The 24,028-nt window shown below is 59.4% G+C and carries 25 protein-coding genes; 19 read left to right on the top strand and 6 right to left on the bottom strand.

Going from position 1 to position 24,028, the window contains the following annotated elements; all coding sequences use genetic code 11:
- Nucleotides 1-15: 15 nt before the first annotated feature.
- The 3 genes from WKW80_RS27025 (at nucleotide 16) to WKW80_RS27015 (ending at nucleotide 4,041) form a co-directional block, all read left to right on the top strand.
- On the top strand, nucleotides 16-966 hold the full coding sequence (locus tag WKW80_RS27025; protein ID WP_340366665.1) for a UDP-glucose 4-epimerase family protein: 951 nt from the start codon (nucleotides 16-18) through the stop codon (nucleotides 964-966).
- Nucleotides 950-1,510: a sugar transferase gene (locus tag WKW80_RS27020; RefSeq protein WP_340366664.1), complete on the top strand. Its 561-nt coding sequence runs from the start codon at nucleotides 950-952 to the stop codon at nucleotides 1,508-1,510. The genes WKW80_RS27025 and WKW80_RS27020 overlap by 17 nt, the downstream gene beginning before the upstream one ends.
- Before the next feature lie 239 nt (nucleotides 1,511-1,749).
- Nucleotides 1,750-4,041 (top strand): VanZ family protein, encoded by a 2,292-nt coding sequence (locus WKW80_RS27015; RefSeq protein ID WP_340366663.1) that lies wholly within the window; start codon nucleotides 1,750-1,752, stop codon nucleotides 4,039-4,041.
- Between the two features lie 326 nt (nucleotides 4,042-4,367).
- On the opposite strand, the gene WKW80_RS27005 is transcribed toward WKW80_RS27015, so the two are convergent.
- On the bottom strand, nucleotides 4,368-6,179 hold the full coding sequence (locus tag WKW80_RS27005) for an ATP-binding response regulator (RefSeq protein ID WP_340366662.1): 1,812 nt from the start codon (nucleotides 6,177-6,179) through the stop codon (nucleotides 4,368-4,370).
- A 49-nt stretch (nucleotides 6,180-6,228) separates the two neighbouring features.
- Between WKW80_RS27005 and WKW80_RS27000 the strand changes: the two genes are divergently transcribed.
- The 9 genes from WKW80_RS27000 to WKW80_RS26960 all read left to right on the top strand — a co-directional run bounded on the left by WKW80_RS27000 (nucleotide 6,229) and on the right by WKW80_RS26960 (nucleotide 14,071).
- Nucleotides 6,229-7,440 (top strand): THUMP domain-containing class I SAM-dependent RNA methyltransferase, encoded by a 1,212-nt coding sequence (locus WKW80_RS27000; RefSeq protein ID WP_340366725.1) that lies wholly within the window; start codon nucleotides 6,229-6,231, stop codon nucleotides 7,438-7,440.
- A 129-nt stretch (nucleotides 7,441-7,569) separates the two neighbouring features.
- The gene (locus WKW80_RS26995; RefSeq protein WP_340366661.1) at nucleotides 7,570-8,700 is read left to right on the top strand and encodes a tyrosine-type recombinase/integrase; all 1,131 of its coding nucleotides are present in this window, start codon (nucleotides 7,570-7,572) and stop codon (nucleotides 8,698-8,700) included.
- A 426-nt stretch (nucleotides 8,701-9,126) separates the two neighbouring features.
- Nucleotides 9,127-9,519 carry a hypothetical protein gene (locus WKW80_RS26990; RefSeq protein ID WP_340366660.1) on the top strand — a complete coding sequence of 131 codons (393 nt, stop codon included), beginning with the start codon at nucleotides 9,127-9,129 and terminating at the stop codon, nucleotides 9,517-9,519.
- A gap of 4 nt (nucleotides 9,520-9,523) precedes the next feature.
- Entirely contained in the window at nucleotides 9,524-10,030 is a 507-nt protein-coding gene (locus WKW80_RS26985; RefSeq protein WP_340366659.1) for a hypothetical protein, read from the top strand.
- The gene (locus tag WKW80_RS26980; protein ID WP_340366658.1) at nucleotides 10,021-10,419 is read left to right on the top strand and encodes a hypothetical protein; all 399 of its coding nucleotides are present in this window, start codon (nucleotides 10,021-10,023) and stop codon (nucleotides 10,417-10,419) included. Before WKW80_RS26985 ends, WKW80_RS26980 begins: the two co-directional genes overlap by 10 nt.
- A gap of 63 nt (nucleotides 10,420-10,482) precedes the next feature.
- On the top strand, nucleotides 10,483-10,731 hold the full coding sequence (locus tag WKW80_RS26975) for a hypothetical protein (protein WP_340366657.1): 249 nt from the start codon (nucleotides 10,483-10,485) through the stop codon (nucleotides 10,729-10,731).
- Between the two features lie 224 nt (nucleotides 10,732-10,955).
- On the top strand, nucleotides 10,956-11,834 hold the full coding sequence (locus tag WKW80_RS26970) for a DNA-primase RepB domain-containing protein (RefSeq protein WP_340366656.1): 879 nt from the start codon (nucleotides 10,956-10,958) through the stop codon (nucleotides 11,832-11,834).
- Nucleotides 11,831-13,438, top strand: coding sequence for a DUF3987 domain-containing protein (locus WKW80_RS26965; RefSeq protein WP_340366655.1), 1,608 nt, complete (start codon nucleotides 11,831-11,833; stop codon nucleotides 13,436-13,438). The genes WKW80_RS26970 and WKW80_RS26965 overlap by 4 nt, the downstream gene beginning before the upstream one ends.
- 222 nt (nucleotides 13,439-13,660) lie before the next feature.
- Nucleotides 13,661-14,071 (top strand): hypothetical protein, encoded by a 411-nt coding sequence (locus tag WKW80_RS26960; protein WP_340366654.1) that lies wholly within the window; start codon nucleotides 13,661-13,663, stop codon nucleotides 14,069-14,071.
- Nucleotides 14,072-14,356: 285 nt separating this feature from the next.
- Here the strand turns inward: WKW80_RS26960 and WKW80_RS26955 are convergent, their stop codons facing one another.
- From WKW80_RS26955 to WKW80_RS26940, 4 genes are all read right to left on the bottom strand, one after another.
- On the bottom strand, nucleotides 14,357-14,662 hold the full coding sequence (locus WKW80_RS26955) for a hypothetical protein (RefSeq protein WP_340366653.1): 306 nt from the start codon (nucleotides 14,660-14,662) through the stop codon (nucleotides 14,357-14,359).
- A 54-nt stretch (nucleotides 14,663-14,716) separates the two neighbouring features.
- A complete protein-coding gene (locus WKW80_RS26950) occupies nucleotides 14,717-15,268 on the bottom strand; it encodes a hypothetical protein (protein ID WP_340366652.1) in 552 nt (183 codons plus the stop codon).
- A gap of 149 nt (nucleotides 15,269-15,417) precedes the next feature.
- Nucleotides 15,418-15,672: a hypothetical protein gene (locus tag WKW80_RS26945; RefSeq protein ID WP_340366651.1), complete on the bottom strand. Its 255-nt coding sequence runs from the start codon at nucleotides 15,670-15,672 to the stop codon at nucleotides 15,418-15,420.
- A 576-nt stretch (nucleotides 15,673-16,248) separates the two neighbouring features.
- Nucleotides 16,249-16,464, bottom strand: coding sequence for a hypothetical protein (locus tag WKW80_RS26940; RefSeq protein ID WP_340366650.1), 216 nt, complete (start codon nucleotides 16,462-16,464; stop codon nucleotides 16,249-16,251).
- Between the two features lie 852 nt (nucleotides 16,465-17,316).
- Here WKW80_RS26940 and WKW80_RS26935 point away from each other — a divergent pair.
- From WKW80_RS26935 to WKW80_RS26905, 7 genes are all read left to right on the top strand, one after another.
- Nucleotides 17,317-18,708, top strand: a complete 1,392-nt coding sequence (locus WKW80_RS26935) for a hypothetical protein (protein WP_340366649.1) — start codon at nucleotides 17,317-17,319, stop codon at nucleotides 18,706-18,708.
- Nucleotides 18,708-20,558, top strand: a complete 1,851-nt coding sequence (locus tag WKW80_RS26930) for a hypothetical protein (protein ID WP_340366648.1) — start codon at nucleotides 18,708-18,710, stop codon at nucleotides 20,556-20,558. The genes WKW80_RS26935 and WKW80_RS26930 overlap by 1 nt, the downstream gene beginning before the upstream one ends.
- On the top strand, nucleotides 20,555-21,016 hold the full coding sequence (locus WKW80_RS26925; RefSeq protein WP_340366647.1) for a hypothetical protein: 462 nt from the start codon (nucleotides 20,555-20,557) through the stop codon (nucleotides 21,014-21,016). Before WKW80_RS26930 ends, WKW80_RS26925 begins: the two co-directional genes overlap by 4 nt.
- Nucleotides 21,013-21,261, top strand: a complete 249-nt coding sequence (locus WKW80_RS26920) for a hypothetical protein (RefSeq protein WP_340366646.1) — start codon at nucleotides 21,013-21,015, stop codon at nucleotides 21,259-21,261. Before WKW80_RS26925 ends, WKW80_RS26920 begins: the two co-directional genes overlap by 4 nt.
- Before the next feature lie 154 nt (nucleotides 21,262-21,415).
- Entirely contained in the window at nucleotides 21,416-21,667 is a 252-nt protein-coding gene (locus WKW80_RS26915) for a hypothetical protein (protein ID WP_340366645.1), read from the top strand.
- 67 nt (nucleotides 21,668-21,734) lie between these two features.
- Complete coding sequence (locus WKW80_RS26910; RefSeq protein WP_340366644.1) at nucleotides 21,735-22,442, top strand: hypothetical protein; 708 nt, start codon at nucleotides 21,735-21,737, stop codon at nucleotides 22,440-22,442.
- Between the two features lie 250 nt (nucleotides 22,443-22,692).
- Nucleotides 22,693-23,085, top strand: a complete 393-nt coding sequence (locus tag WKW80_RS26905) for a putative toxin-antitoxin system toxin component, PIN family (protein ID WP_340366643.1) — start codon at nucleotides 22,693-22,695, stop codon at nucleotides 23,083-23,085.
- 3 nt (nucleotides 23,086-23,088) lie between these two features.
- Here the strand turns inward: WKW80_RS26905 and WKW80_RS26900 are convergent, their stop codons facing one another.
- Nucleotides 23,089-24,024 carry a BUD32 family EKC/KEOPS complex subunit gene (locus tag WKW80_RS26900; RefSeq protein ID WP_340366642.1) on the bottom strand — a complete coding sequence of 312 codons (936 nt, stop codon included), beginning with the start codon at nucleotides 24,022-24,024 and terminating at the stop codon, nucleotides 23,089-23,091.
- Nucleotides 24,025-24,028: the final 4 nt, after the last annotated feature.

The raw sequence follows: 24,028 nt of genomic DNA, 5'->3' as shown, positions 1-24,028 counted from the left end.
TTAACAGTGATCTTGGTGACGGGAGCCACGGGCTTCGTGGGCGCGTCGGTGGTCAATCGACTCCGGGCGGATAGCGAGACCAACCGCGTTTCGGTGGCCATCCGCAACGATGGCGAGCGGTTGCCGGCAGGGGTGGTGAAACATTTCGTGGGGGAGCAAGACGCGGCGACCGATTGGTCCGAAGCGCTTCGTGGGGTTTCAGCCGTGGTGCATTGCGCTGCCCGTGTGCACGTCATGAAGGATGGTGCGGCCGACCCGTTGGAAGAGTTTCGAACGGTCAACTGCTACGGAACACTGAGCCTCGCGCGGCAAGCTGCTGCGGCGGGGGTCAGACGCCTTGTCTATGTCAGTTCCATTGGTGTCAACGGCGCAGAGACCGTCGAAGGTCCCTATTCAGCGGCCGATGCACCAGCACCACATTCGCCCTATGCAGTCTCGAAGCTCGACGCGGAACTTGGACTCGGAGTGATCACGAAAACTACGGACCTCGAGGTCGTCATTGTTCGTCCGCCTCTGGTCTACGGCCCATGTGCGCCGGGAAACTTCAGATCGCTTGTGCGCCTGTTGTTGCGCGGCGTGCCATTGCCCTTGGGGGCAGTGAGGAATCGACGCAGTTATGTAGCGCTGGACAACCTGGCGGATTTCCTCATCACCTGTGTGAAGCATCCGGCCGCGGCAAACCAGACGTTTCTTGTTTCCGACGGGGAAGACCTGTCAACCACTGACCTGCTCAGGAGGATGGCCAAGGCGCTGGGGAAATCTCCGCACCTTATTCCCGTCCCCCCGGTTTTCCTGGCTTTGGGTGCAAGGCTTGTTGGCAGGCCCGAGATTGCGCAGCGGCTTTGCGGTTCTTTGCAAGTGGACATATCGAAGTCGCGCGAATTATTGAACTGGAGTCCACCCATATCAGTGGATGAAGGTCTGAAAAGAGCGGCGAAAGGATACTTGCGTGAAGCGACTGTTTGATTGTTCTCTCGCATTGCTTGCGGCGCTGATCTTGTTGATTCCTGCGGCACTGATAGCAGCTGCGGTGCGTTTGACCTCGCGTGGCGCAATTTTGTATTGGTCCGACCGAGTTGGACGAGCGAACAAGATCTTCAGGATGCCCAAGTTCCGAAGTATGCGCGTTGAGACTCCGGCAATAGCGACGGACCTGTTGGTCGACGCGGAATCGTATCTGACGCCAATTGGTAGCTTTTTACGTAAAAGCAGCTTGGATGAGCTGCCTCAACTCTGGTGCATCCTTACCGGAGAAATGAGTTTCGTAGGCCCACGGCCTGCATTGTTCAATCAAAACGATCTCATAGAACTGCGGACGCAGCGAAGGGTGCACAAGCTCGTGCCCGGACTCACCGGATGGGCCCAGGTAAATGGTCGTGACGAACTTTCAATTCGTGAAAAAGTGAAATTGGACGTGGAGTACCTCGGTCGCAAGTCGATGTTGTTCGATTTTCAAATTCTCTGGCTTACGTTCGTCAAAGTGATCAATCGCGATGGCGTATCACACTGATGTCGTGATTTCTTGCCGTGCGGACAAGCGCTGCATGCTATTTACAAATCTCAATAAAACAGGGGAGAAACCAAATCATATGCGACAGCTAATTCATGTCTCGCTTCGGGTGGATTCAAGTTTTGCCTGTAGTCAACGACTGACCAATGAACATAGGCCCAGCCAATTGGAGACCGTGCCCACGGGTCACGACCCGGAAATAAAGAACTGCATTCCCCTGCTGATTTTGGAGCTCCTTGATGACCGCAGGGGCCGTTAGAGAAAAATTCAAGCGGTGGGCGTTCTGGGTAGCCTGCCTGACCGTGCTGGCGCTGGCGTTGATGCCGACGGTGCCGAGCGAGATTCCCACGACAGGGTGGGACAAGTCCAATCACATGCTCGCTTTCGCGGTGCTGGGCCTGCTCGGCCGTAGCGCGTATGGCCATCGCCTGAGCGCTGTTGCCATCGGTCTGTTCTTCTGTGGCGCTCTGATCGAGGTGCTGCAGTCTTTCACGCCGACGCGTATGGCCGAGTGGGGCGACCTGTTCGCCGACAGCCTTGGGATTGGCGCGGCCTGCCTCGCCGGGCCCGTGCTGGACTGGCGGCCGCTGCACAGGTCCAGTCGGCATGTGCTGGCGTTGCCTCGAGTTGCAAAGCGTCTTGTCGCACTGGCTGCGGACGCATCGCTGTGTGTGCTCACCGTGTGGATGGCGATGTCGCTTCGGCTCGATAGCTGGGTGACGCTGTCGGGCGCGCATTGGTGGGCCGTCGCAGGCTCGCTGGTGCTGGCCTTGCCGTTGTTCGTGACCTTCGGGCTGTACCGGGCGATCTTCCGCTACGGCGGTAGTGCGGCGATGGCGGCCATGTGGCGCGCCTCGCTCATCTACGGCTTGCTTTATGGCGTGGTATTCACAGTGATGGGTGTCGAGGGCATTCCGCGCACCATCGGGCTGATCCAGCCGCCGTTGCTGCTGGTGGCTATCGGCGCATCGCGAACCATGGCGCGCTACTGGCTTGGCAACTCTTATCAGAGCCGGATTGCGCGGAACACGCTTCCGGGTGCGCTCATCTATGGCGCCGGATCCGCAGGCCAGCAACTGGCTTGCGCAATGGCGCAGAGTCCCGATATGCACGTCATCGGCTTCCTCGATGACGACCACCGCCTGCACGGCGGCACGGTTCGTGGCTTGACGGTTTACAACCCCAGCTCGTTGAGCGAGCGGGTCCGCGCGCTGAACGTGACGACGGTCTTGCTGGCCGTTCCATCGGCGCCGCGCAAGCGTCGCAACGAGATCCTCGCCGCGATCCTCGATGCCCATGTGGCTGTGCGAACGCTGCCGGGTCTGACGGACTTGGCGCAAGGCCGCGTGCACACGAGCGACCTGCGCGAGCTGGAGATCGACGACTTGCTGGGGCGCGACCCGGTGCCGCCGAACCAATTCCTGCTGGTCAAGAACATTCGCGGCAAGGTCGTGCTGGTGACGGGCGCAGGCGGTTCGATCGGCAGTGAGTTGTGCCGGCAGATCGTCAAGGCTTCGCCTGACGTGCTGCTGCTGGTGGAGCGCAGCGAGTTTGCGCTATACACCATCCATGGCGAACTGCAGCGGCTACTGCCCGGCAAGGAAGGCCCGGCGATTCGCGTGGTGCCACTGCTGGCATCGGTGCGCGAAGAGATGCGCATGCGCGAGATCATGCGCACCTGGCGCCCGCACATCGTGTATCACGCCGCTGCCTACAAGCATGTGCCGCTGGTGGAGCACAACGCGGCCGATGGGGTGAAGAACAACGTGTTCGGCACGCTGGTCACCGCGCGCATGGCCGTCGAATACGGCGTGAGCGATTTCGTGCTGGTGAGCACCGACAAGGCGGTGCGGCCGACCAATGTCATGGGCACCAGCAAGCGGGTGGCCGAAATGGTCTTGCAGGCGCTGGCGGAGCGCACGTCCCCCGGGCCGGGCGCCACGCGTTTCTGCATGGTGCGCTTTGGCAATGTGCTGGGCTCGTCGGGCTCGGTGGTGCCGCTGTTCCGCCAGCAGATCAAGGAGGGCGGGCCGATCACGCTGACCCACCCCGGCATCACGCGCTATTTCATGACCATTCCCGAAGCGGCCCAATTGGTGATCCAGGCCGCAGCGATGGCCCAGGGCGGCGATGTGTTCGTGCTCGACATGAGCGAGCCGGTGAAGATCGTCGACCTGGCGCGCCGGATGATCGAGCTGTCGGGCCTGACAGTGAACGACGCGAACAATCCCGAAGGTGACATCGCCATCCGCATCACCGGCCTGCGGCCCGGCGAGAAGCTCTACGAAGAGCTGCTGATCGGCGACAACCCCTTGCCGACGCATCACCCGCGCATCATGAAAGCGCACGAGGACTTTCTGAAGTGGGGCGTTCTGGGCGAGCGGTTGGAGGCGCTGTCAGCCGCACTTGACGTGAATGACGTGCCGATGATCCGTCAATTGCTCAAGCAGATGGTGAACGGCTACCGGCCGGATGGGGAGGTGGTCGACTGGGTGCACATGGAGCAGAAGGCGGCTGCCTTGGTGGCCTGACTGCACGTTCCAGGGATTGACCGTCAATCCTGCCGCCTCGAACCGGCTGGTGTCGCGCTTGACAGGCCCGTAACACGCGCCCGTGCCATCAGTCCGACTCAGGCCTGCGACGCGATCAGGTCGAACGGGAGCACGCGGCCAGCGAAGAGGGGCAGGACGCGCGTTTCCAGGCGATCGTGCAAGGCATCCTGCCGCTTTCCTGCAGGCATCGTTGCCACGCCGAATCACAATTCGGCGACAGTGATCGCGGCCGGGTAAAGCGCTTCAATGGGTTGCGCGTCGATCCAGGCGACGACGTTGGCCTGGGCGATCGCCCAAGCCGCCCATCACGCCTGCGCCGCCGCCAGCACCGCCCGCAAATCCGCCGCCTGCACTGGCTTGCGCAAGGCATGCCACCCGCGTTGCCGCGCCATCCGCTGCGTTACCGGCTCGATATCCGCCGACACCAGCGCAATCGTCAGATCCGGCCGCTGGTTCTGCAGCAGGTCCGCCAGCGCCACCCCGTCCAGGCCACCAGGCAACCGGATGTCGCACAGCGCGACATCGATCGCGTGCAGATCGGCCAGCGCCAGCGCCTCGGCCGCATTGGCGTAGACGCGCGGCTCGGCCTGCCAGTGGCGCAGCAGCGCGGCGATGCTGTCGGCCACCACGGCATTGTCTTCCACCACCAGCACGGCCATGCCGGGTCGCAGCGGCAGCATGTGGGCGGCAGCCTTTGCTTCGGCAGCGCTGGTGCTTTCGGGCAGCACCAGGTCGGCCGGCGCCGCCTCCAGTTCGAAGCCGAACACCGATCCACGCCCCGGCGCCGAGCGCAGCGTGACCACGAAGCCCAGCCGATCTGCCAACCGCCGCACGATGGCCAAGCCCAACCCATGTCCGCGCTGCAGGTTGCGCTCCACGTTGCCGATCTGCTCGAAGTCGCCGAACACGCGCTGCTGCATGTCGGGCGCAATGCCGATGCCGTTGTCGCGCACCTCGACGCGCCACACCGCGGAGGAGCGGCCGCGCCGCACCGCCAGCAGCACACGGCCTTGCGGCGCGAACTTGAGCGCGTTGTCAGTCAGGTTGCCGAGCACGCGGCGCAGCGCCACGGCATCGGTCCAGGCCAGCGCGTCGGCAGGGCAGCGCACCCGAACCCGGCCGGAGTTGCGGGCCAGTTCGCGCAGCAACGGTGCCAAGGCGACCGGCCCGGGCCTCAGCGGGTCGGCCGCGGCCTCGATGCGCCCGATTTCGAGAAGCTGGTTGGTCAACGCTTCAAGCGCCTGCTGGGCCTGCGAGAGCGCAGCCACGGTCTGCTGCACGACCGGCTTGGGAGCATCGGCGTCGATTTGCTGGCGCAGTACTTCGGCCTGCAGCCCGATTGCCATCACCGGCTGGCGCAGGTCGTGGTTGGCCGCTGAAAAGAAGCGCAGCCGTTCGGCATGGGCATGCTCCGATTCGCGCAGACCTGTCTGGGCCTGCTCGCGCAGCACCCTCTCTTCGTGGCGCCGGCCGATGTTTTCCTCGAGATGGCGCGAACGTTCGGTCACCAGCTTCCACACCATCACCATCAGGCCAACGCCGAGCAGCGCCGTTGTCCGCATCACCGATGAGCCGAAGATCAGCCCCATCACGATGATGGGCGCCAGCAGCAGTGTGATGGCCAGCCGCATCGCCGGCGTGTAGAACGACACGGAGAAGGCCGACGACAGCGTCATCGCCATGATGACGGTGGCAAGCAACAGTTGCACCACCGGCTCGTCCGGGTTGAACAGCAGCACGCCGGCGGCACCGTGCGCGGCCTCGTGCATCGTGATGCGCCAGGTGTGCACCCGCAGAGCGCGCGGCAGGTTCTCAGGCGTCAGCGGATCGGGCGGGTGCTGCGGGAAGAAGCCGCGCACCGCCGTCGTGAACGCGATCAGCGCAATCCACATCAGCGCTGGGGCTACCGCGTATTGCCAGGCGAACAGCGCGGCCACGCCGCAGTCCAGCAGGAACTGCACGATCAGCGCCGGACCGCTGGGCTGAGCGCTCAAGCGCAACACCTCGCACTGCACGGCAAAGCGTGAAGCGGGCGGCGCGGCGTAGTCGGGCGCGGACGTGGGACTCATGCAAAGAACCACTATAGAGGAGCTATGCGAGGTGGCCGGCACCGCCATGCGCCCTATACCTTCTGTCTGGCTTGCGCCGGGCGGCGACAATGGCCGGGTGAACGACCTTTCCCTCTTTCTGCCCTGCGCCGCTGGCGTGGAGGACTTCCTGGCGCAGGAAGTCCATGCGCTGACCGGCCGCGTCGGCCAGGATCTGCTCACCCTGCGCGGCGGCGTGCGCGTGCGTGCAGCCTGGCGCGACGCGATGCTGCTCAACCTGCATAGCCGCCTGGCGCAGCGCGTGCTGGTCGAGCTGGCCCACGCGCCGTATCGCAACGAGAACGACCTCTATGGCATCGCGAGCGGCGTGGCGTGGGAAATCTGGTTCACTCCGAAGCAGACCTTCAAGATCGAGACCACGGCCCAGCACAGCCCGCTGCAGAGCCTGAACTTCGCGACGTTGCGCATCAAGGACGCGATTGCCGACCGCTTCCGCGCCAAGGCGAACGGCGTGCGCCCGAGCATCGAGACGCAATGGCCCGACGTGCGCGTGTTCGCCCACCTCACCACCGACACCTGCACGCTCTACATCGACACCAGCGGGGAGCCGCTGTTCAAGCGCGGCTGGCGCCAGGACAAGGGTGACGCGCCGCTGAAGGAAACGCTGGCCGCCGCGATGCTGGCCGCCAGCGGCTGGTGGAACCCGGAAACGGGGACCGTGTCTGGCGCGCCGCTGTACGACCCGTGCTGCGGCAGCGGCACCATCGCCATCGAAGCTGCGCAGATCGCGCGCGGCATTCCGGCCGGGTCGTTGCGGCGATTCGGCTTCGAGAAACTGTTGCCGTTCCAGGCGCATGTGTGGAATGCCGTCAAGAACGAGGTGGAGGCGCCGGTAGCGTCTGATGCCGTTGCCGTGTTCGGCAGCGACGTGTCGCACCGCATGGTCGACTTCGCAGAGCGCAACGCTGAGCGCGCGGGCGTCGCGGATGCCGTCGAGTTCCGCGGCGGCGACGCCTTGCAGCGCATGCCGCCGGCCGATGGCGGCGTGATCGTGCTCAACCCGCCGTATGGCGAGCGCATCGAAGTCGGCGGCGTGGCGCGCATCGGCGCACGCGAGCAAGCCGCGACGGAAGACGGCGGCGAGTTTTTCTCGCAACTCGCGACCCACTGGAAGAAAAACTACGCCGGCTGGACCGCCTGGGTTCTCACGCCCGACCTCAAACTGCCGCAGCGCATGCGCCTGAAGGAGTCGCGCCGCGTGCCGATGTGGAACGGTCCGATCGAGTGCCGGCTGTTCAAGTTCGATTTGAAATCGGGAAGTTTCCGTTGATTTCCGTCATTCACGACTAGCCACTACTGTTATGCCCTTTCATTGGTAATTCAGCCCCAGAATTGTCTGAACCGGAACGTCATGACGACGCCGGAAATTTCAATTCTGAACTAGCTGGAACCATAGCCAATGAAAGCCCGGATCACTGAGTCCTACGTCAAAACTCAAAAACAGCTAGGCGTCACTAGCGAAATACAGGACGAAACAGAGCCCTCCCTGCGGCTCTACATCACCGCCCAAAACGTCCTCTGGGGTCTCTACAAATGGTGCCCCGCCACGGGTCGCCCCGTCCGGAAATCACTGGGGAAATGGCCCGATGTGACCGTCGATGCCGCCCGCAAGAAAGCCAAGGCGCTTTCATCTGAAATAGGCAACGGAGGGACGCTAGCCCCAAAGCCAAAAGCGATGACTCTGGGTGAGCTAGCTCAGGCCTACGGCAAACATCTCAAAGCTAAAAAGATGAAGACCTGGGCCGAACCCGAGAAGATCATTGAGCGGTCTTTCCATGATTGGCTCCCGCACCCCGTCCAAGACATAACGAAGGCCAAGCTGTCGATCCGCCACGACAAGATCACCGAGAGCAGGGGAGCCCATGCGGCAGCGAGAGCGGTGAAGGTGCTCCGGGCCATCATTGCCTACGCAAACAAGATGGACCTCTATATGGGGGCGAACATTGCGAAGGCGATTGACGTAGTGGACTCCCGCCCCCGCACCCGCGTCCTGACCCCCTCTGAAACTTCCAAAATCCTCTGGTCTCTACAGTCCCCCCAATGGATGGATTGGGTCCAGCCGTTCTTCCGCCTGCTACTTCTCACCGGCGTGCGTCGCTCGAATCTGTCTGCGGCCCGGTGGGCGGATATGGATTTGTCTTCTGGTATTTGGGTCATCCCTGCCGGTGAGTCGAAGAATGGCCGTGAGCTTGAGGTGGTCCTGCTTCCCGAGGCGGTGGAGATTCTCCAAGAACAGAAGGAGTCGGTGGACGAGAGCGAATGGGTGTTCCCCTCGACCCGCAGCGACAGTGGCCACCTAGAGCAGCCGCACGAGACGTGGAAGCAAGTTCTCAAGCTCGCGGACGTGCCCGACGACATAACGATCCACGACCTGCGGCGTACTTATGGCTCGATCCTCGTGAACGCCAAGGTCTCCATGCCAATCATCGCCAAGGCACTCGGCCACTCGAACCCGGCGACGACTGCCCGCCACTACGCCCACGTCAACGTGGAGTCTGTCCGGGAGGCATGGGCTAGCGTCGGGAAGTGACTTGTTATGAATGGCGACAGACGTAACCCGTGGGGTCGCCACTTGTAACTTGGCCTATTGAACAGGCATTGATCGAGGGTGGATAGTGGTTCCCATGACCCCGCCTAAATACATCAGTTCCCGACAAACAGCCCAAATTCTGGGCATTACCCCTAATGCCCTGAGAATTGGCCTCCATCGCGGCAAAGCCTATTTGCCTCCACGCTACAAATTCGGACGCTGGAATAGATTCAGACTGGATGAAGTATTGGCCTGCGTGAAATCAGTCGAATCCTGAAAAGAGAATTTCTATATGGAGCGTAATTCATCGATAGATTTTAGTTATAATCGAGGGACCGGGAACATTTCTCCGGTTGACTGATTTAGCTTATGCCTTTGCCCCCGGATTTAACGATCTGGGGGCATTTTTCCTAGTGGAGCCAATTCATGATTGACGACCCGATGCCCTACGGCAAATGGACCCGGAAGCATATCGAGAGCCATGAGCTTTGCCCGTACAAAGAAGGTGGCTCCCTTCAAACCATGATCAATTACAGGAAGGATGGCTTCCCTCAGCTGGAGCCCGTCATGAGGCTGTACGGCACGTTTCTGTATGACCCCGGTGACGTCCTCGCTTGGTTCACGGCGGTGGATGCGTGGAAAGCCGCTGAGCCGATCCGACGCAAGGCCAAGGAGGAAGCTGAGGCCCGGCGACAGAAGGCGATCACCGACGCGGACATGGCAAGGATCGCGCTCCAGCAAGAAGTCCTGAATGCCGACCACGCCGCCCAAGCCAAGTATCAAGCCGACCGCCAAGAGTGGTTGAGATCGCAGGGGTGACGAGATGTGGGACACGAACCCGTCTGTCTTTGCCAATCTCTACACCCATCTCAAGCTGGTAGACGCCCAGTTGAAGGGGGAAGGCAAGACTCAACACGTCAACGCCGTTTCCTTCGACATCATTGGCTGGTCACTCGATGGTGGCCCCGTGGTGCCCATTACGATCCGGGGGATTCTGCAGCCCGAGGAAGGCCACGCCTACGCTGTTCTGAACACCGTCGACAAGAGCCACATGTCGCTCGATGGGACCGTGTACCTGAACTATGCGGCTTTCTGCGACGTAGCGCGGCGAGCGGCGGAAAGGGAGGGGGCGAATAGAGAGACCATGACCCGTGCAGGCTCCCGCGTAGAGCTAGGGGACGTTCCCGGACCCGACCCTTACACGTGTGGCGGGGAGGGCCGTTCGACGTTCCTACGCGATTACGCCGAGCCTAGACGCGGCCTGTCCGGCCTTGCCAGCGGAACCGGAAAGCGAACCCCAGGAATAGGTGATCCCCAGCCATGGAAATGACACCCATCATTTCTACCGAGGAGGAATTGGCGCGGGTGGTGGCCGCTGATCCAACGCATTACCTTGACCCCTCGCACGTGAACGCGTGTCGCACATTCATTCGCCACCTCACCAAGAAGACAACTGGCGCTCCCACCGTAAGCCTCGGGGAATGGTCGGATGCTATGACCAACTTTTACAGCCAACAATTCGAGAACCCCAAGATGGAGTTATTTGAGATAGCTGCCGCGGTGAAGCTGGAAAAGGTGGAATGGAGTCAAGTACATAACCGGCCCTATATGAAAATGAAGGGCAAAGGTGGCCGGAAGCTGGTGGATGTAATGAGTAAAGGCGAGTGGTTGTATCCGGTATTGGAGCCAGAATTGACGGTGAAAAGGGAATTGCCATGAGGCGCATGTCCAGTTTGAGCTAAGATAGAGCCGGGACGTTCCCGATTTAACCAAGGACAGAATGTGAGCGAAAAGACTTTGAACCGTACCACCGGCGATTACATGAGGTGGGCAACCGTCGAGCGTGGCGGCGATAGTGGTGGCAATTCCGAATTTACCAAATTCACATTCTCTTGTGATCAGCCTGCCGAAGTCGGAGCAAATGACGATGGCAGCGTCTTCATCAAATTTGTCGGCGCATTAGAAATGGCGGAAGTGACTGAATTTTTGAAGAAAGCTCTGGGGACCAGAAACGATTCCGACCCCGCATAACGCCTGAGCGGCGTAGAATAGACACGGGCTGAGCTGACCCATAATTCGGCCAATTAACATTCGCATTCGCATTCTCATTCAAGACAAAACGAAACCCGATCAGCTAGCAACTGTCGGGTTTCAAAGCGTTCGTCCGAATGAGGAGCAAAACGGAGGAGCAGTAGAGCCCCGATTATAGCCTGGTTCGGGCGGCATTTCCTAAATTTCTTTAGTGAAAGCCGAGAATGTCAGCGTTAATTGATTTTGAACAGACGGCCGAATTCTTATCGTTGATTGAACCCGATTGGGCTAATCACGAATTCTGCTTCATGCTATTGCCATATGCCAAGCATATATACGGCACGCTTGGGGATCAATTCGACAATTTAGCCGAATGGAACAAGCTAGGGCGAAATGTATTTGTCTGCGTTAATGCAATCACCCCTGTATTAGACAACTCCAGACCGATAGCGAACGTGATGCGGGTACGTGCGGTATTCGCGGACTTCGATGATCCGGCCGAGCCCCTCCCTGAATTTCCCTTGGTTCCCTCGATCCTCGTGGAGTCTTCACCGAGCAAGTTCCACGCGTACTGGCTGGCCGATGGCGTCCCGCTGGACCAATTCGACCCTCTCCAACGGGGGATCATGCAGCGGCTGGGCTCGAACGCTGATCGGTCGATACGTGGACTGAACCACGTCCTGCGTGTCCCCGGCTTCGCTCACGTGAAGGACCCGGCAAACCCCAAGCCGGTACGTCTGCTCGATGCCAACGGTCGCCGATACAGCTACGCCGAGCTAGTGGCCGCGTTCCCGCCAGTTCACGAGTTCAGGGGCAAGTTCGACGCTCCACCGTGGGACGGGGTTCTGACTCGCGATGCCCGAAGCACACTGGCTTTGGTCGAAGCGAACTGGGGCCCGTTGAAAAGTGGCAAGGCGAACGTCCCCTGTCCGTGGTCCGATGAGCATTCGGAAAACACCGCTGGATCGTCCACCGTGTATTACGCCCCATCCGACGACAACGCTGGGCGCGGCGGCTTCAAATGTCTACATGCCCATTGCGTAGGGCGCGGCATTGAAATCTTCGAATCGTGGCTGCGCGAGCAGGATCGGAGAGTGTCATGACCTCCAAGATTACTCTCGTCTCGACTCAAGAAATCGAGCAGTCGCTGAATGAAGCTGAGCGCGAGGAAATGGATGCGATTGTCGATCCACGTGACGACAACTTGCTTGCGCCTTCCTATGGCACCGGACCAGACCAGCTGCCCGGTCTTATGCCGAAGGTCTATGAGGATTTCATTCGCGACCGGTGTCACCTTTGGGGCTGCGATCCTGCGCTGTACACCGCGCCTTTCCTTGCCGTCCATGCCGGGTGTCTACATTCGAGCGTTCGTGTTCAGACGAACCCCCACGTGCCAAATTCGGATGTGAACATTGCGGACTTCGCGCTACTAGTAGGCGGCACTGGCGTGAACAAATCTGGCCCGCATAAAGACCTCATGGTATTTATAAAAGGCGAGGACAAAGTGCTGCAGATCAGCGAAGAACTGGAGCTTCAAAAAGATACAAAGCGCGTCTACAAGAAAACCTACTGGATATCCACGGCATCCATCGAAATGCTCGTGCAACAACAGTCTGAAAATCGAGGCTTCCCTCTGAACGTGGCAACCGACGAGTTCTACAACTTCCTGAACGGTGCAGTTACTCACCACGCGAAGAACGGCTACACGGATTTATCCGAATTCCTGAACACGCTGTTCGACGGTGGCAGCTACAAGAAGAAACTGAAAGACAAAGGCAATCCAGAGGTCTATGCCGCCAGTCTCCATACGTCGATGCTCTGCGCGACCACTATCGACCGCTTGAAACTCTGGGAGCACTTCGAAATGGCGCTCGTGGATGGCTTCCTCGGCCGACTGACTATCAGCGTAGGCACCCGAGCGAACACCTGGCCCGCGAACCCACGTATGAGCGTGCCCGGAGCCGAGCCAGCGTTTCATGCCGTCCTCAAAGAAATGCTCGGCCTACGCGACTACGTGCTCGTGCTAGACGACAGCGTTCGCACCCGCTGGATTGCGTTCGTGAATAAAAAACTGGAACAGAATCTTGAATTAGAGCGTGATCGCAAATTCGGTTTGCTTGCGTGGAACTCAAAGTATGAGAAAAGGCTAATGCGTCTCGCGGCAGTGTTTCAACTTTACAAGTACATCGAAGGCGGAAAACTCGATCACCGCGATCTGGAAATCGTGGACAAGGTTGACGGACGACGCAAGCGTAGAGTTTTGATAAGGTTGGAAACGATGCTAGAGGCCGTGGCGTTTCACGAACAAGTGCTTCTGAAGCAACAAGAATATTTCCATGAGGTGTCGATTCTCCAGAATGATTTCCACGAACCAACGTTGCATTTATTTTGGAAGATTCTGGCGCGTGGCCTGACAGAAGTAAAAAGGGACGACCTAGTGGGATCCAGCGGCCACCGGATGTTTCGCGGACATACCAAAGATAAAGAAGCGTTGCGGAACCGCTTCATCAATTTTTTGTTTAATATGGGGTTTATTAAGATGTCGCCAAATGCGAGAAATAGTGGAATAGCGAGTCGAACAGAGTACACTCGTTTTGATATTCCAAAAGGATTTCTCGTGAAATTTAGAGATGCAATTCCGGAGGCAAAGGGGGAATATGAGGCGCTATTGGCGCGTATGCCGAGCGCAAGGCCGCTAGAGTTCTGATCGAATTCGGCGAATTCCTCCAACAAAAGTTGTGTGTGCTTGGCGTTAATGAAAAGTCTCGGCGAATTCCTCCCGTTTTAGGGGGGATCGTTCTTTCTTTTTAAAGAGCATGAGAGTAAACTTCTCGCGCGTAAGAGGAATTCGCCGAATACATTCAAAGGAGGAGAGGGGTGACGTGACCATGCTTAATTCACCTGCCCGTCGCTTTCAAAGGAGTACTCGATGATGTGGAATTATGAGGATTACCTAAATGGGCGATGTGCCGCGTCCGATATAGGCGCACCAAAACCACCAGACACCAGGCTACTCCCTGAGGTGTTGGACCCCAAAGAACCGTTGACTGGACGGCTGGAAAGGGATGCCCACGCAGCGTACGTAGAGCTTGGCGGCAAGGAGTACTTGAAGACTAACAAACCGCTCCTGGACAAGCTGCTGACCAAAGCTGCTACTGCTGCTCCACTGTCAACACGACAATCTTTGGCCCAAGAATTCCCTGAATTGCATTGGGTGTCTGCCCGACGCCTTGCCTACAAAGAGACAGTCACCATAGCTCAGGACATCAAAGATAAACGTGATGTCGACTCATCCACTAGCTCAGGCGCTGCTAAGTCATTGCCACCAAAGGAAGAGTGAGTTCTCTCCCGGAACGCCTTGTTCACCAGACACCACGAATAGCCTGCTGTCCTGATGGATGCGCCGAGGCTTTGTCGCCTGCTATGCGCCGGGGGCTTGTCTGTTGTCCTGATGTTGGTTGGTCATCACGCATCAAGCACCATGACTACAACGTCACGACACCAAATCCATGTGTGAATCATGCTGCCATGTGGTGAATGGCTACATGTTGTGCTGCCGAGGCGATGATGGGGGGCATGCTGAATGCGTGTGGACCCCCGTGTAAATATGGCACAGAAATTGATGTCACTTTAATTTTTTGAGCGCATTGAATAACGCGTGCCCAGCGATTGATGTATCGTCAAGAGGGTTGGCTTTGCAATAGTTATCAACCCAAAGTAATAGCGACTGAGACTCTCGACCCCGCAGTACTTCGATGTCGGTTCCCACGCTTAGGCCCGAAAGGTAACCGATGAGCCACATTTCCATGGTCAAGGTTACGAATCGCTCTCTGGTCCCTTGTTCCACAGCGCGCTGCTTAACCCATTGGCCGCATGAACTAAACCCCATCACAGTGACCTCCGCACTTGCGTGGAAGTTAAGCAGAGCCATGCTTATTCCTATCGTAATGATTCTTGACTTCATAAATTCTCCTCTGAGTGGCATTCACCCCAATCCCATTGCCTTTGCGCTCTCTTTCATAAAGTCTGCACCCACGTAGCCCGAAACGCTCATAAGAGCAATCCCCAGCGCCGTAGCTGCCTTGCGGTTGTCTAGTAGCTTGAGCTTGATGGGGACGTAGATGAACCGGGGAAGTAGTGCATAGACAATACGTAACACGACGGCAACAAGCAAAACGACAAATAAAGATAGGGAAGTTAGTGTGGGTATAAGATTAAGAAGCGCGAAGCCTACTCCGGCATGACCAATCGAAATTCCATATTGCTCGGGTAATGAGGACAGTTTCTCGGCGATCAGAAGATACATTGGAATTATCAATGTGCTCCCCAGGATAAATCCCCCCGTGCCTAGTAGTGTGGGGGAATCTGCCGCTAGCAAAAACAGTTTCCTTATCGTGGCTATCAATAATGCTTCAACGAACAGCGCCGATGCTAAGCCGGCCATAACTATCGTTTCAAATAAGGTGTTGACTACAACCGTCTCAGAAATTATGTACGCCAACACGAGGCCGCTTGCAATGTAAGAAGGCCAGCTCACTTGAAAGAATGTTGCGCCGAGGCACACACAAAAAACGGTCAATAGCGGAAGGGTGTAGATGGAGATATGGGGACGTAAAACGCCATTTTCTGGAAAAAAGAATGAGCCTACAAAGCAAACTATGCCGGAGACAAGGCAAATTGCAGCAGCTACAGACCGGAGAGACACCAACTTTGCGCCATACAGTCTTGTAAATAGCGGTTGAGTCCATTGAGTAGCTTTCGCAAAAACTCCCCCAGCCTTGTCGCTATCCCCTGATCCTTGTCTTTCAATGCGATCCAGGCGGCGTCGAACCAACTCTTGACCTTCTTCTCTTCATCCTCATAGGAGAAAAGGGTGTAGAAAAGGATGAGCAGCCCAGCGACAAAGGCGGCTCCGGCAAAAACTGCCTTAACAGTTTCCATTCCCAGCCTCCAATCCCTCGGTTCTAGTGAAGGGGGCCAGTATCGCGCCCACCAAAGAAAAGGGCTGGCAGATTGCTCTACCAGCCCTTCATTTCATCCCGTCCTTACTTGCGACGGATCGGCGGTGGCGACGGCTTGCGCACCGGCATGGGGGTGGGACGTGTCTCCACCACCGTGGTCCGCGGGTGGCGGACTGCTTCGCGGAGGGGGACGTACTGGCCGGTGACGGCGCTTCTGGCTTGCTTGCTCATGATTACCTCCTAGGTATGAGCGGTTTTGCTGTCCACCGACGCGCAACCATGGCAAGATCGTTTAGTTCAAACCGTTCTTGTTAGGAAACCCCTGACAGCGAATGATGGGCAGAAGCCGGGTCTAGTACACCCGGCTTCTTTTTTGCCTCGGCAGGCGCACTATATCTAGGGTGCATACGCCATGCGAGGCACTAGATGTAGTGTTTGTCATGAATCTCAAACGCCACATCTCGAAAGTGTTTCGGTACCAAGGCCGAAATGCGCCTAAACACCTCGATAGCGGCCCGAAAAGGGCCATTTACGCCGTGTGGTGTAACTTGAGTAACTATCGGTAATGTTGCTCTGACGCAACAAGAGCGATGAATCTCAGCGCCGTATCCAGCGGGAACGGGCAGTACTCCTTGACCCATCCTTCGAACGCGTCCTGGCCCTCGTCCGCCATTAGTTCGCGCATCTCTTGTAGCTGGCGACCCATAGCCTCCGCATATTTCAAGCTGCCCGGGGCAGGACCCAATTTGACCTGTTTAGATTTGGTTGTCATCAAGATATTCTGGCGCCCAATTCAAAACAGAGTAATTGCTACTGCTTCTGACTGGATTCCCTCGCGCCTACGCGCCCGCGCGTACAGGGTCTCAGTCAATTTATTTGCTGTTAATTTAATTCTTCTTGGCCCCTTTCGACATTAGGAGGGGAGGCGTATAGTCGAGGACGTGAGCCGTATTTACAATTCCATTCCCAAGGAGTTAATTAAATGGCCTCAATTCAATTCCCGGCCCGGCTCCCGACGCCCCCGCCGAGCTTCCGGCTGACCCGCTGTCCTCCAAACATCTCCGACATGGCCCGAGTTACGACGACAAGCCAGCCTCCTCTATTCGTCAGACCATTGAGCGAATTGAGGCCGACGAGAACGACCCCGTGAGGGCTCTATGACTTCTCCACGCCAACACTTCCCCTTCACTGACCCCGCTGTTCTGGAACTGTTGTCCTCCCCCGGTGCGGTTCAACGCATAAGGCAAGCTGGGAGATTGGGGCTGATTTCCAAGGAGACGGGGCAAGACATGCTTCGGGAATTGGTCCAATTCGAGCGGGCAGAAGAGGGCAACCGCATCCGGCCAGATCTGTACCACCCAGATAAGCCTGAGCTCGCCACTACAGCCAACAAGCATGGCTTCCCAACGCCCTTCACCCCCTCTGAGTCCCACCGTCCAGACCGCCTCCCCAATTCCCCCATGCACCACGCCATGAAACAGATCGTGGACCGCGTCGAGACAGAGGGGGCCACTGAGTGGCTACAGCAACGACTGGGAACGGACGCCCAACGGCCACCGGACCCGCCGACGCTGAGGGACCACCTCGAAGCTGCATACGCAATTCGCGGCGAAGGAGAAAGCTGATGCCTACCGCCTATGACCTCCCCAACGACAACGACACCGCTGGCTATCTGAATCCTTCCCTACTGGCCGAGGCTGAACGCATCGCACGACAGAAATCCCAGCTACAGGCCAATGCCCTCCAAGCTGCCCGCCAGCAAGGTATCTATGCCCCGCCGGACCAGCCGGGAGAAGTGGGCGGGTGGACTTCCTCTGTAACTGGCACGCGTATGCCGGGAACAGTGAACAAAACCCCTGTCTCTGGCATCTTGGCTCCCCTCGGTGCCCGTGCGTTGGACGCCTTCTCCCAGAGCAAGCTCGATGAAGATGTGTCTGGGTTCAACCGTATCGATGCGGCCGCAGCGCAGGCCCATCTCCAGCGGAAGCCGCCCGACAACGCGCCCGACCAAGTGAAGCTCCAGTGGGCGCAGCAGGGGGCCACGATCCCGAGCCTCAAGCCGGCTATGGAGGCATACGTCCAAGACCAACTCACGAAGGCTCCTGAGCGTGCCGAGAACCGTGCATGGCGGTCCAGCGAAGCCGAGGCAACCCGTCAATCCCGCGCGGACCAAGCTGAGCGTGATCGCAAATCGCGTGAACTGATCGCGCAACAGGGAAACGACCTACGGGCCACTATCGCCCAACTGGTTCATTCAGCCCAAGGGGGAGATAAAGCCAGCGATTACCAGATCGTGACGGACCCCGGCACTGGGACGGTGTACCGCGTCGGCAAGAAGCCAGGTGCGCCCGCTGAGAAGGTGGAGGGTGTCACTGGCACTACCGGCGCGGACGTGCGTAAGACTCAGGCCGACGCTGCCACCGCCGTCTCCAACGCCAAAGAGGGTCTTGCAACTCTGGATCGCATGGCCCCTCTGTTCGACAAGGCCACGACCAGCGGGGCAAAAGCTGGAGGCCAAGCTTTTAAGTCCTTCTTCACTGGCGACACGACCCCCGATGCCGATGCGTTGAAGCAACTCAAGATCGAAGCCGCCAACCTCGCCAAGTTCGCGGATCGGAAGATGTTCGGCCCTCAGTTCACCGATGCTGACGTGAAGGCCATCAAGGAGTCGGTGGGTAGCTTTGACCAGCCCATGTCATTGACAGCGCGCCGGGCTGCGGAGGCAAAGCTGCGAGAGATTTTCACGAGGGCAGCGGGTGGTGTGGCGCCCAGCGCCCCAGAAGACAACTCCGTCCGCGCCAACGTCACGCGGGGGGTGGAGGCTGCTACCCGTGAGACTGGCAACTACAAGCCTCCATCGGAGAGCAGCGTGGATAGGACGCCCCTGATCCAACAGTGGAAATCCGAAACGCCTGAGCGCCGCCCTCTCATTGAGCAGCAAATGCAAGGCATGGTCTACAAGGGCCATACCTACCTCGGCGGCGATCCGTCCTCTCCGTCAAGCTGGAGCAAGTAATGGCCGACAAGTCCGCCCCGTGGGAGGATTTCAAGACCTCTGACGCGGCCCCGTGGGAGGACTTTGCTGAGGAGCGCGGTGGCTCGACCAACGCCAACCCGTACCGCATCGAGGTCCGTGGTACCAGCGCTGACGAGGACAAGCCAAGCTTTGGCGGTGACATTGACTCCGCGGTGGGCGCTGTATCTGCTCAGAACCTTGGCCCCCATTCCGAGAAGTCCCTGAGGGACACCCTCGTGGACGCTGCGGGTCGGATCGGTCAAGGCTTCGCTGGCGGGGCAAACCTGTTGGGTGAGAAGCTGACCGACATAGGGAACCGTGTCCTCCCCACGGACTCGCCCATGGTCGCTGAGAACACCGAAAGCGTGAAGCGTGAGGCCGATGCCTACCGTCAGCAGCGTCCATCGTTGGGTTTGCCCGGGGCACTTGGCGAAATGGGTCCGGAACTGCTTCTTACCGGTGGTCCCATTGCGAGTGCAGGCAAAAGCATGCTCCCCCTCTCCACTCGGCTCATTGGTAAGCGGGCTGCGCCCCTCGTGTCCGATGTGACCGCCAATGCAGGCTACAGCGCCGCCAAATCAGCCGCCGAGGGCAACGGCATTACCGACATCATGAAAGACGCGGCCATGGGCGCTGGAGGCGCTGCCGCCGGTCGTGCTGTAGGCAACGTTACAGGGCGTGCTCTCGGTGGCATTACCGCCGACGCTGCTCAACTCATGAAGGCGGGTATCACCCCTACCTATGGGCAAGCCTTCGGTAACGATGGCATCGTTGCCGCCGCTGAGCGGGCACTGTCAAAGTTTCCCCTCGCTGGCGCTGCCGTGGATCGGGCCAAGGGTAGAGCCATCCGTCAGTACTCCGAGGCTGAGATTGACCAAGCCCTGAAGAACACCGGCATCCCTCACGAGGGCTCAGGCTACAAAGCCGTTAAGCAGATCAATGACACGATCCACGCTGGGTATGAGGACGTGAAGGCAAACACGTTCCTCGCGCCCCAGGACGCTAATCAGGCCGTGGTAAGGGCGGCGCAGGCTATCAAGGACATTCCACTTCTGACCGATGCCCAACAGGGAAGCGTCGTGAGCTATTACCAGCAGAAGATCGTTCCGGAGCTACAGAAAGCTCAGCGAGCGGGAACTGCGATCGATGGAGAGACAGCCCAAAAGATCAACGTGGAACTGGGGAACCTTGCCCGTAGCCACGCCAATAGCTCCAACCCCGCTGACCATCCACTGGGACAGGCCTTCTACACGCTCCAGTCCTCGCTGCGTAGCGCACTCAAGAGCAACGACCCCGCCGTGCTCCAACAGCTTCAGGTTCTCAACGGTGCCTATCAGCGGATGCTCCCCATCAACCTTGCCACTGAGAGAGCGACAGCCACGAAGGGAGGGTTCACCCCCAACCAATTCCGCTCCGCTGCGACTCAATCGAAGGTGCCCAGCTATGACCCGCGTTTGAATCTGAATGACGCAGCTAGGGAAACGCTGAACGGGCCTGCTACTGGTCTATCGTCGTCTTTGTCTCGCAATCTTGGCGTGCCGGGGGTTGCGGGTGGACTGTCGTTCGGTGCTCACCAGTTGGGTATCCCTGCCGAAGCTATCGCTGCCGCCAACGCCGCTGTAGTTCTCGGGGGGACCGGCGTAGCCCATGCTTTGTACTCTGAGCCCGGTATCCGCCTGATGCTCGGAGCCATGAATCTCATCCCATCCACGGCTAAGTGGGTCTTTGCCCAGACACCGCAGCGTCAACAGGAGTTCGTGCTTCGGATGATGGCTGAGCACCCGGACGGTATGAAGAAGATCGCCGCTCAGGTCGGAAGAGCTTTGGCTACCCAAGGAGAAAATCCATGACTGGACATTGGGAGGGTGAAACCATCGTGCCTGATCCGACGCCTGCACCTGGCTCCCTACCTGCCTACAAAGCGTCGCGTGCTCAGAAGCCCCCGCGCAGCCAAGCGGACATCGACGCCGAGGCACGCGCCTATGACGAGATGATGGCGTACAGCGCGGCCTGCGTTGCTCGGTCAAAGGATGGCCTCGGCCTCCGTGGTCCTGCTCCCCCAACTGGTAGCGATGCCTATGACTACAACGATCCACTTGCCAACCGGACGCCAGCGGCTTCATCGGTGACGAGTGAAAACCCCATTGGCTTCCCCTCTGTATGGATCTGCGAGAGGGAGAACGTGCTCGGCACCCTTCGCGCTCAGGATGGCCCATTCGACACTGTCTCTGTTCCTGCGGGCTTGAACCGTCCATTGACGCAGGGGGAAGTGGATGCACTCAACGACAAGTTTGGAGTTCAGCCATGACCACAGGTTATTTTGAACGCTCCGATTTTCTTCATAAGTGGATGGTCGATGAGGCCGAGAGGCTGATAGCGGCCCGTTTGGGGAAACGTCGCCCTGAAAAGGCCGTTGAAGTCGTGGAGCCATCGAAAGAGGATCAGGAGAACGCCCAGACCCGGCTCATGGCTTCGAAGCTGATCGACCGGATGGCCAAGGCCGACAAAGGCAAACAGTACTTGCATCCCGGTTACGAGGATGAGGATTCATAAACGATCTGGGCGATAACTCGACCCGGCGTGGACGGAGATACACGTGGACTCCCCAGAACCGCGTATGGACGATCAACTTATCAGCCAAGGCCCAGAGGTACAGCCAATGGCCCCCGGCCTCCCCTCGACCCCGCTGGTAAACCTACAGGAGCTAATGCTTGCAATCGTGGCCCGAGCCATCGCGGACGACGATTACAACTATGTTTGCTCCCCCACGTTCATCCACCATTGTTGCTATCTCGGCCTCGACCCGGACGTGGCCTTTCGGATCAAGATCAAGTACCTGCGAAACGAGATCGACCTGAACCTGTTCTACGCACGGGCCACGTCCTCTCTGGGGCGGTTCGATGGCGACGAAGCCCCTGCTCAATGGACGACTTGGGAGAACTTTGTCAACATCCGTTAACTAGCGCACATCGAGATTCTTGCTGTCGACTGGACAATATGATTATTCATAGAACCCATTTCGACAAATGAGACTCCTTACATTTTCCTCTCTCGCACTCGTAGCAGTGCTTGCCGGTTGCGCACCGATGCAGTGGCAAAAGCCGGGTTCCACTCAAGACGAGTTCAGCCGTGCGCGGTATGACTGCCTGCAGCAATCGCAGCAGCGTGTCTCTGGCGCTGCCGTGAATCAGTTTGGTGGTACTTCGTCTAGCAACATGCAAACGAACGACGGTCTATATGCCTCGTGTTTGAACGCCAAGGGCTTCTACCTGCAGCGGTCGCAGCAAGCGAACTCCGGTGGTCAACCCGGTTCGACACCGGCGTCAAACCCAATCATTGACGCGCAGAAGGCTGCCACAGCCGACGCCGAAGCCGTCTGCAAGTCTCCTGAATTTCAGCCCTTGCTAGTCAAGTCCGCGTGCAATGCCAAGGACCTGACGTTTGCGCAACTCGCTGAGACATCAAAGATGGATGCGACGGAGCGTGCGCCGTTCGAAAAATACAAGCAGCTGAATCGCGAGCGCACGGCGAAGATTCAGCAAGTCTATCGACAGTACGGCGGCCCGAAAGGTGCGCAGTTCGCGGCTTTAATGGATCAAACCCTTGCCCGCAACGATAAGAACTCTCTTGAGCTTTACACAGGCAAGATCAATTGGGGTGAGTACAACGTGCAACGTAAGGCAGACTTCCAGTTGGGTCAGCAAGAGTGGGAGAGGGTGCGGGCGGGCGGTTGAGTAGCCACCCTTTCACTCCGTCTCCTCTAGTCCATCCACTAGCGCAGATGACCATTCCTACTCACTCTCTCCAGTGGAGAAACCTCGACCAAACGTTTAAGTTCGACATGATCGCGGGCTCGGCGCGGCGCAAGGCGGGGGAGGCTGGCCAAGCGGGCCAAGCGGGAGCAAAGTCCGCGCCGTGATCCGCCGACGGCTTCGAACAGCGCGCCCCGTGGGAAGATTTGCAAGCCTTTCTCCGCCCGCGAACATGAATCTCGTGATCGACACCAACATCGCACTCGACCTCCTGGTGTTCAACGACCCAGCCTGTGCGCCGCTGCAAGCCGCGCTCGATGCCGGCGAGCTTCGCTGGCTGGCGACCACCGCGATGCGCGACGAACTGGCGCGCGTGCTCGCGTATCCCCAGATCGTGCCGCGCCTGGCCTTCTACCAGCGCACGCCCGACGCGGTGCTGGCCGACTTCGATCGCCTGTCGCAGCGCGTGGATCCCGCCCCGCGCGCCAGCGTGGTCTGCAAGGATCCGGACGACCAGATCTTCATCGACCTGGCCGTGGCGCACCGCGCACCGCTGCGCAGCAAGGACCGCCTGGTGCTCGCGCTGCGCAAGCGTCTGGCGGCACTGGGCGTCGAGGTGTCGTAGGCGCTACTTCCTGGAGAGCGGCGCCGACCGCGTGGTCGGGTCGAAGGTGGGCGAATACCACCGCGTCAGCAAGCGCGCGACGGCGCGTACGCGCTGCGTGTCGCGGCCCCAGCGCCGGTTGGCCGGAAGGTGCCGCAGCCAGCGCACGCGTCGCGCAGCGATGGCCAGCCGCTCGCGCACTTCATCGCTGGCGTCGGCCAGCACGGCATGCCACTGGCCGCCGGCGCTGCGCGGCGAGGCCGCATGCACCAGCGCCGCGGTGGAGTGCAGGTAGCTGAGCCAGTCGCGCACCTGGCATTCGGCCAGCGCCAGCGATTCGCCGGGGTCGTCTTCGAAGTCGATGTAGCCGATGGTGCCGTCGGGGCAGTACATCAGGTTGCGCGCAAAGGCCTGGCTCAGGTAGCTGCCCCGCGAATGCACCAGCGCGATCGCGTCGAGCCCTTCGCGCCACACCGCGAGGAGCGCGGCGGGACCCACGGCGGCGGCCTGGTCGAGCCGCTCGTTCAGCACGATCGGTGCCCGGTTGCCCTCGCCGAGGTCGGAAATCAGCATGCCGCCGGCTTGCTGCGCCAGCACGGTCGGAACGCGCAAGCCCAGCTCGCCGAGCGCCCGCAGGCGGCGCGCCTCGATCTCGATGGCCGCTTCTCCGCCCGGATTGGGCACCGGCGTCAGCACGTCCAGCCGGAACGCCTTCGCGACCGCGGCCAGCAAGTGATACCGCCACATGGCGTGGCGCGGGCCGGCCTTCTTGAGCCACACGCGCTGCGTGCCGAAGCGGTGGCGCGCCACGCCGGTGCTTTGTTGCGGCAGCGTGGACTGCAGGAAGGCGGCGTAGTCGCCGGGTTGCGGTGCAGGGTTCAGCGCGTCGAGCGGCGCTGGCGCGGAGGCGTTTCCCTTGCGGGTCTGGAGTCGGGTGGCGCGGCTTCGCAGAGGATTCATCGTG

This window comes from Variovorax humicola (genome assembly GCF_037889915.1).
In the GTDB taxonomy this organism is placed as follows: Bacteria; Pseudomonadota; Gammaproteobacteria; order Burkholderiales; family Burkholderiaceae_C; genus Variovorax; species Variovorax humicola.
Note: the sequence above shows the minus strand (reverse complement) of the source record. Positions and strands in the feature narration are given on the sequence as shown.

What these genes read in the sequence shown, in the direction of transcription:
- WKW80_RS27015 (WP_340366663.1), top strand. Translation starts at nt 1,750, where the DNA reads ATGACCGCAGGGGCCGTTAGAGAAAAATTCAAGCGGTGGGCGTTCTGG.
- WKW80_RS27005 (WP_340366662.1), bottom strand. Translation starts at nt 6,179, where the DNA reads ATGGCGGTGCCGGCCACCTCGCATAGCTCCTCTATAGTGGTTCTTTGC.
- WKW80_RS26995 (WP_340366661.1), top strand. Translation starts at nt 7,570, where the DNA reads ATGAAAGCCCGGATCACTGAGTCCTACGTCAAAACTCAAAAACAGCTA.
- WKW80_RS26990 (WP_340366660.1), top strand. Translation starts at nt 9,127, where the DNA reads ATGATTGACGACCCGATGCCCTACGGCAAATGGACCCGGAAGCATATC.
- WKW80_RS26985 (WP_340366659.1), top strand. Translation starts at nt 9,524, where the DNA reads ATGTGGGACACGAACCCGTCTGTCTTTGCCAATCTCTACACCCATCTC.
- WKW80_RS26980 (WP_340366658.1), top strand. Translation starts at nt 10,021, where the DNA reads ATGGAAATGACACCCATCATTTCTACCGAGGAGGAATTGGCGCGGGTG.
- WKW80_RS26970 (WP_340366656.1), top strand. Translation starts at nt 10,956, where the DNA reads ATGTCAGCGTTAATTGATTTTGAACAGACGGCCGAATTCTTATCGTTG.
- WKW80_RS26965 (WP_340366655.1), top strand. Translation starts at nt 11,831, where the DNA reads ATGACCTCCAAGATTACTCTCGTCTCGACTCAAGAAATCGAGCAGTCG.
- WKW80_RS26960 (WP_340366654.1), top strand. Translation starts at nt 13,661, where the DNA reads ATGATGTGGAATTATGAGGATTACCTAAATGGGCGATGTGCCGCGTCC.
- WKW80_RS26955 (WP_340366653.1), bottom strand. Translation starts at nt 14,662, where the DNA reads ATGGCTCTGCTTAACTTCCACGCAAGTGCGGAGGTCACTGTGATGGGG.
- WKW80_RS26945 (WP_340366651.1), bottom strand. Translation starts at nt 15,672, where the DNA reads ATGGAAACTGTTAAGGCAGTTTTTGCCGGAGCCGCCTTTGTCGCTGGG.
- WKW80_RS26940 (WP_340366650.1), bottom strand. Translation starts at nt 16,464, where the DNA reads ATGACAACCAAATCTAAACAGGTCAAATTGGGTCCTGCCCCGGGCAGC.
- WKW80_RS26935 (WP_340366649.1), top strand. Translation starts at nt 17,317, where the DNA reads ATGCCTACCGCCTATGACCTCCCCAACGACAACGACACCGCTGGCTAT.
- WKW80_RS26930 (WP_340366648.1), top strand. Translation starts at nt 18,708, where the DNA reads ATGGCCGACAAGTCCGCCCCGTGGGAGGATTTCAAGACCTCTGACGCG.
- WKW80_RS26925 (WP_340366647.1), top strand. Translation starts at nt 20,555, where the DNA reads ATGACTGGACATTGGGAGGGTGAAACCATCGTGCCTGATCCGACGCCT.
- WKW80_RS26920 (WP_340366646.1), top strand. Translation starts at nt 21,013, where the DNA reads ATGACCACAGGTTATTTTGAACGCTCCGATTTTCTTCATAAGTGGATG.
- WKW80_RS26915 (WP_340366645.1), top strand. Translation starts at nt 21,416, where the DNA reads ATGCTTGCAATCGTGGCCCGAGCCATCGCGGACGACGATTACAACTAT.
- WKW80_RS26910 (WP_340366644.1), top strand. Translation starts at nt 21,735, where the DNA reads ATGAGACTCCTTACATTTTCCTCTCTCGCACTCGTAGCAGTGCTTGCC.
- WKW80_RS26905 (WP_340366643.1), top strand. Translation starts at nt 22,693, where the DNA reads ATGAATCTCGTGATCGACACCAACATCGCACTCGACCTCCTGGTGTTC.
- WKW80_RS26900 (WP_340366642.1), bottom strand. Translation starts at nt 24,024, where the DNA reads ATGAATCCTCTGCGAAGCCGCGCCACCCGACTCCAGACCCGCAAGGGA.